Origin of the sequence: Nostoc sp. DedQUE09, from assembly GCF_034530915.1 — a bacterium.
GTDB lineage: Bacteria > Cyanobacteriota > Cyanobacteriia > Cyanobacteriales > Nostocaceae > Nostoc.
In genome coordinates, this window is record NZ_JAVRCE010000014.1 from 102,769 (window position 1) to 109,012 (window position 6,244).

General features: G+C 43.0%; 5 protein-coding genes. 3 read left to right on the forward strand and 2 right to left on the reverse strand.

Features of this window, described 5'->3' with window-relative positions; translation table 11 throughout:
- Positions 1 to 151: 151 nt before the first annotated feature.
- Complete coding sequence (gene cax, locus RMY27_RS11745; protein WP_322663323.1) at positions 152 to 1,243, forward strand: calcium/proton exchanger; 1,092 nt, start codon at positions 152 to 154, stop codon at positions 1,241 to 1,243.
- Between the two features lie 726 nt (positions 1,244 to 1,969).
- On the opposite strand, the gene RMY27_RS11750 is transcribed toward cax, so the two are convergent.
- On the reverse strand, positions 1,970 to 2,935 hold the full coding sequence (locus tag RMY27_RS11750) for an acyltransferase (protein ID WP_322663325.1): 966 nt from the start codon (positions 2,933 to 2,935) through the stop codon (positions 1,970 to 1,972).
- Between the two features lie 59 nt (positions 2,936 to 2,994).
- On the opposite strand from RMY27_RS11750, the gene RMY27_RS11755 reads away from it, so the two are divergent.
- Positions 2,995 to 3,150: a hypothetical protein gene (locus RMY27_RS11755; RefSeq protein ID WP_322663327.1), complete on the forward strand. Its 156-nt coding sequence runs from the start codon at positions 2,995 to 2,997 to the stop codon at positions 3,148 to 3,150.
- Between the two features lie 252 nt (positions 3,151 to 3,402).
- Here the strand turns inward: RMY27_RS11755 and RMY27_RS11760 are convergent, their stop codons facing one another.
- Complete coding sequence (locus RMY27_RS11760; protein WP_322663407.1) at positions 3,403 to 3,573, reverse strand: hypothetical protein; 171 nt, start codon at positions 3,571 to 3,573, stop codon at positions 3,403 to 3,405.
- Here RMY27_RS11760 and RMY27_RS11765 point away from each other — a divergent pair.
- Positions 3,494 to 6,244 (forward strand): DUF4347 domain-containing protein (locus RMY27_RS11765; RefSeq protein WP_322663403.1); only part of this gene is annotated, 2,751 nt, incomplete at its 3' end. The genes RMY27_RS11760 and RMY27_RS11765 overlap by 80 nt on opposite strands.

Consider the following 6,244-nt stretch of genomic DNA (forward strand, 5'->3'; position numbering starts at 1 on the left):
GAATAGAAAACAGTACAATTTCTGAATTGCTCTACAGGCGGTTGAGAGTATCCTATGGGTGTGCTGAGTGAAAGTAATTGTTAATTCAACACTCCAAATTTGAAACTTAGGATTGCTCGCTGTGAATGATACCCTCAACTTAAGACAACAAATGTCAACCAAAAACATTATTCTTTTCGCTTTACTACTGTTTATCCCGGTTTCTGTAGCAGCTCACTTTCTGGAATGGGGAGAATTGACAGTTTTCATTACAGCTGGATTAGCAATTCTGCCCTTAGCAGCTTGGATGGGTACAGCGACAGAAGAAATTGCCGTGGTGGTTGGGCCATCGCTGGGGGGCTTGTTAAACGCCACCTTTGGCAATGCTACAGAATTAATCATCGCCCTAGTAGCGTTGAACGCTGGGTTAGTAGATGTAGTCAAAGCTAGTATCACGGGATCGATTATTAGCAACTTACTACTGGTGATGGGTTTTTCCATGCTTTTGGGAGGACTGCGCTACAAAGAACAGACATTTCAGCCAATCGTGGCGCGAGTGAATGCTGCTTCGATGAATTTGGCAGTGATTGCCATTTTGATGCCAACAGCAATGAATTATACTTCTCAAGGAATTAACGAACAAACACTGCAAAATCTTTCTATTGCTGTTGCCGTAGTTTTAATTTTGGTTTATGCCCTAACGCTACTATTTTCGATGAAAACCCACTCCTATTTGTATGATGTGGGTGTAGCGGAGACAGAAGAAGAGGAAACCCCTCACGCGAAACCAAATATGATTTTGTGGGTTGGCGTGTTGCTAGTATGTACTTTACTAGTGGCAATTGAGTCAGAAATGCTAGTAGATTCTCTAGAAGTGGCCACATCTCAGCTAGGTTTGACGGCGCTGTTTACAGGGGTGATATTGGTTCCCATCGTCGGTAACGCGGCTGAACACGCTACAGCAGTCACCGTGGCAATGAAAAATAAGATGGATCTTTCCCTTTCGGTAGCTGTGGGATCAAGTATGCAGATTGCCCTATTTGTTGCACCTGTGTTGGTGATAGCAGGGCGGGTATTAGGTAAACCAATGGATTTGGATTTCAAACCTTTTGAATTAGTAGCTGTGGTTGTGTCAGTGCTGATTGCAAACAGTATCAGTTCTGATGGTAAGTCCAATTGGCTCGAAGGCACTTTGTTATTAGCTGCCTATACAGTATTGGGGTTCGCCTTCTTCTTCCATCCAGTTATGGAAGGTATGGGGTAGTTTAGCAGTGTGACACCGAATAGCCCGTCGTAGCGATCGCACTTGATGATTTTAGATTTTAGGGATTGCTGAGAATTGCACATTGAAAACAAGCGATCGCTTTTTCTAAATTGTTCTCAGCTACTTGGATAATATAGCCGTAGTCACACAGATTAGGACAGTGTTGATTGCTCAAAGTCTTGAAAAAACTGGATTTTTACTCAGCACTCAGCACTCAGAACTCAGCACTTAGCTATACCTAAATTCTTATGTGCATACTCATATTTATGTTGAATTGTCAATGCCTGTTTTTAAACTAGAACAGCTTGGTTAGTTTGTCCTTAATTGTTCGTAATTACCCCCAACTGATACCAAGCAGGATATTGTTGGGCGATCGCTTCTGTAAATTGTAGTTGTTTTTCTAAAGCTAATGCTTACTGGTAAAGCTTTTCTGCAAGGGAAATGAGGTGGATTTTGCTCTTTTATTCCCGCTTGTCATACTAGATCAAGAACCTGTATTTTTACTGTTAATTATAAATCCTCTTTGTATATTTTTATACAAGTTAATTGCCTACCTTGTTGAAAATATATGGCAATAAGCATTAACAATCTCAGTAATTCATCCTCTAATAATCCTGTACAATCCCAATCAGTATCAACTGATGAGAGTGAACCTAATTAGTAATAAAAAATTATCCTTTACTAGATAGGTATAATCAAAAGAAGTTTTCCGTCTATCAACATCCTTTAATTGTGTTGTTTTCTAATTTTTTTACGTAAAGCAATTACTGGCTTCTCAAAACAAAAAAAACCTATTCCTGAAAGAAATATAGAAGTTAATAGCATTACCAATATCCACTGAAAATTCCAGCGTATCTCTAATTGCTCAAACTCAAAAATAACTAAATAATGAGATAAAAATAATCCGTAAGATAGATTACCAAAAAAATCATCTAAATATGTTCTTTTAGTTTTTATTAACAGATGTATAAACATAATTCCTAATATTAATCCTGTTAAAACTTCTCTATTAAAGGGTAATATCAAACGGGAATCTAAAAAAGTTGCTGCTAATAATAAGCAAGAAAAAATTAATGTAAACTTGACTGGCTGATTTGTATTAATATTATTGTTTTTATATAAAAAGCTACCGCAAATAAAGATAAATATTGTTCCAAATATTAATCTATAACCAAAATAATCTGTGTGAATAATTCCCAAATAAGCCATAAAAAAAATTATATAGGATAACCAAAAAAAAATTTTTTCTAGCTTATATATTAATATAAATGGAATTAATATATAAAAACATCCTTCAAGACCTAGCGACCATGCTGGAGGAATAATCATAAATTTCTCTCCTACCCAAGGAATCATATAAAATCCCATAGGTATTATCAAAAGATTTTGTAATAATCCAATTTGTGAAGGTTGACTGAGATAATGTGAGTTTAATCCAAAATTATAATAAATAATTAAAACTGTTATTATGTTAAATAAATACTGCGGATAGATTCTAAAAATCCTATCAAGATAGAACCAAGCAATTTTTTTAGGATCAAAATAATTTTTATATATCAAGGCTGTCATTACATATCCACTTATAATCAAGAATGATATTACAGCTATCACTCCGGGGTTTAAGCCGTTTATAAGCACTCCTGCATGACTTATGGCAACAAAGATTGATAACAAGAAACGATAGATTCCCATTGTTATTCCTTTTATTTGAGAAAATATGACGGTAAAGCTGGTTTCCGTTCTTTATTACTGTGTATATCTGCGTAGATGCGAAGCGGCTTGCCGTTCGCGTAGCGTCTCGTAGAGAAGGCATCGCTTCTTCAATTGCCTCTTTTGGGATAGCTGTTTCTAAGGCTTTGAGTACCGTACCTGATTTAACTACAGGTGAGATCAATGAGAATTCTTGAAGTTGCATTCAAGCTCAGTGTACTTGAGTAATAACCCTCAGTTTATCTGGTTTTTGCTTTAACCGAACCTTATTGCTGTATTAAGTCTGGCTACGCTTACGCATCATCTTAATACACATCATTATTCTTACCCCATATATTCAGTATACTAGTTAAATTTATACTTATATATAATAAGCATAATTATTTAAGCGTAATCACTGCTATATGAAAGTAATATTATTTTAATTTTACACGGTTATTATCTGTGTATTATGTAGTTATGATGTTGTCTTCTGTTTTCTTCCTGGAAATAAACACAATGTCTTTTGAGCTTCCCCAGTTGGGTACGTCTTCTACGGATGTGCTGTCTAAAAACTGCCTTGCGCCTGTCTTGGACGAAGGCAGTTTGACAACTTCTTTAACGGGACTGGGACGATCCAACCAATCTCTCTTGTTTGTCGATAAGTCAGTGACGGACTATGAGCAGTTGCTGGCGGGTGTGACTACGGGCACAGAGATCCATGTGCTTGAACCGGGGCAGGATGCTGTTACCCAGATTACCAACACCCTGCTGGGGCGGCAAAACATCGCCAGTTTGCATATCGTTTCCCACGGGGAAGCGGGGGGAGTGGATTTTGGTAGCAGCGCCCTTAACCTGACCGATCTGCCTCAGTACGCAGATCAGCTAAAGACCTGGAGCAAAGCACTGACAAACGATGCGGATATTTTGTTTTATGGCTGTAACGTTGCCCAAGGCCAACTCGGTCAGACGTTTGTCCAAAACATCAGTCAGATTACAGGAACCGATGTTGCCGCCTCCGATGACCTGACGGGCAATAGTTCTCTAGGCGGCGACTGGAATTTGGAAGTTGCAACAGGAACAATTGAAAGCTCCCCAATTTTCAGTGCTGATGTTCTAAACAACTATCAAGGAACCCTGAAATATACTCTCACTGTTTCTGACACCAGCAGCTATACAGAGAATGCTACCGCTGGCTTGGTTGCCCCTAACTTGACCGTGACTGACCCTGACAGTGAAAATCTCGACGGAGCTAGTGTCTCGATTGGCACTAACTTTGATATAAACGATCGACTTGGCATTGCAGGACAAAGCGCTACCAGTGGCACGATCAATGACTTGACTTGGAGTTACAATACCACTACGGGCATTCTGTCCTTCACGGGTGTCGCATCGGCTGCGATTTACCAGGAGGCACTACGACAAGTAACCTACAGCAATATTAGTGAAAATCCCACAGTGGGCGATCGCACCATCCAGTTTGCCTTGGGCAAAAACCTGGCAAACCCCGATAATGGTCACTTCTACGAATTCGTCAATGCCGACAGCTCCATTTCCTGGACAGCGGCTAGCGATGCAGCCGCAACTCGCAACTATTTTGGACTCCAGGGCTATTTAGTGACTGTTACATCTGCGGCTGAAAGCAGCTTTGTCTCTAGCAAGCTTCAAGGGCAGGGCTGGTTGGGAGCCAGCGACACGGCGGTAGAAGACCAATGGCGCTGGGTCACGGGTCCTGAATCTGGTCAGCAATTCTGGCAGGGACTCGGCAACGGTGGTTCTCCAGTGGGTGGAGGGTATAACAATTGGAATTCTCTAGAACCAAACAATTCAGGCGATGAAGATTATGGTCAATTCCTGCTAAACGGGAAGTGGAATGACCTACCGAACAACCCTGGTTCCATTTCCGGTTATGTTGTTGAATATGGTGGGCTTGAAAGCGATCCAGCCCTGCAACTGACTGGCAATGCCACTGTCACCGTTACCGCAGTTAACGATGCCCCAACGATCGCCGCTCCCGCTAGCGTCACCGTCGTAGAAGACAGCACCACTGCCATCACAGACATCACCTTTGCCGATGTCGATGCCGATTCTGGCAGTGTCACTGCCACCTTTAGCGCGGCAACAGGCACTCTGGGTGCCATTGAGAGCAGCGGAATCACTGTAGGTGGCACATCCAGTAACCTCACCCTGAGCGGTACGATCGCCAACCTCAACGCCTTCATTGCAGCCAGCAAACTCACCTACCAAACAGTGTTGAACTCCAACACCGCCGTTGCTCTGGGAGTCAGTATCAACGATAACGGCAACACACCTGCGCCCGGCCTCACTGCCACGAAGAACATCGCGATCAACATCACTCCTGTCAACGATGCCCCTAGCTTGACTGGCAATGCAACACTGGCAGCCGTGACACAAAACACCACCAACCCCAGCGGTAGCACCATCACCAGCTTATTTAGCAGTCTGTTTACTGACCCTGATACGGGTGCCAGTCTGAGTGGTGTGGCGATTGTTGGCAACACTGCCGACAGCAACACACAAGGTCGATGGCAATACTCAATTGACGGCACTACCTGGGCAAACGTCGGTGTAGTTACCGATGGTGCCACCGCCCTGGCGCTCTCTGCTAGCACACTGGTGCGTTTTGTCCCAGCAATTGGTTATAAGGGCACTCCCTCTGGCTTAACAGTACGCGCCCTTGAGAACTCCTATAGTGGTGGATTTACGAATAGCACCACACTAGTTACCGTCAACACGACGACCAATGGTGGCACAACGGCGATCGCTGCTACAACCGTTGCTCTCAACACCAGTGTGACCCAGAGCTTGCCCAATCTACTGTGGCGCAACAAGGCAACCGGGCAGAATACCATCTGGGAAATGAATGGCTTCTCTGTGCAAAGCAACAACTTGATTACCCAGGTGGCTGATCAAAACTGGCAGATTGCAGGTACAGGCGACTTCAACGGCGACGGCAAATCTGATATCGTCTGGCGCAACAAGGCAACCGGGCAGAATACCATCTGGGAAATAAATGGCTTCTCTGTGCAAAGCAACAACTTGATTACCCAGGTGGCTGATCAAAACTGGCAGATTGCAGGTACAGGCGACTTCAACGGCGACGGCAAATCTGATATCGTCTGGCGCAACAAGGCAACCGGGCAAAATACCATCTGGGAAATGAATGGCTTCTCTGTGCAAAGCAACAACTTGATTACCCAGGTGGCTGATCAAAACTGGCAGATTGCAGGTACAGGCGACTTCAACGGCGACGGCAAATCTGATATCGTCTGGCGCAACAAGGCAACCGGG

Excerpts from the sequence above, each read along its gene's own strand:
- RMY27_RS11750 (WP_322663325.1), bottom strand. The coding sequence starts at position 2,935 with ATGGGAATCTATCGTTTCTTGTTATCAATCTTTGTTGCCATAAGTCAT.
- cax (WP_322663323.1), top strand. The coding sequence starts at position 152 with ATGTCAACCAAAAACATTATTCTTTTCGCTTTACTACTGTTTATCCCG.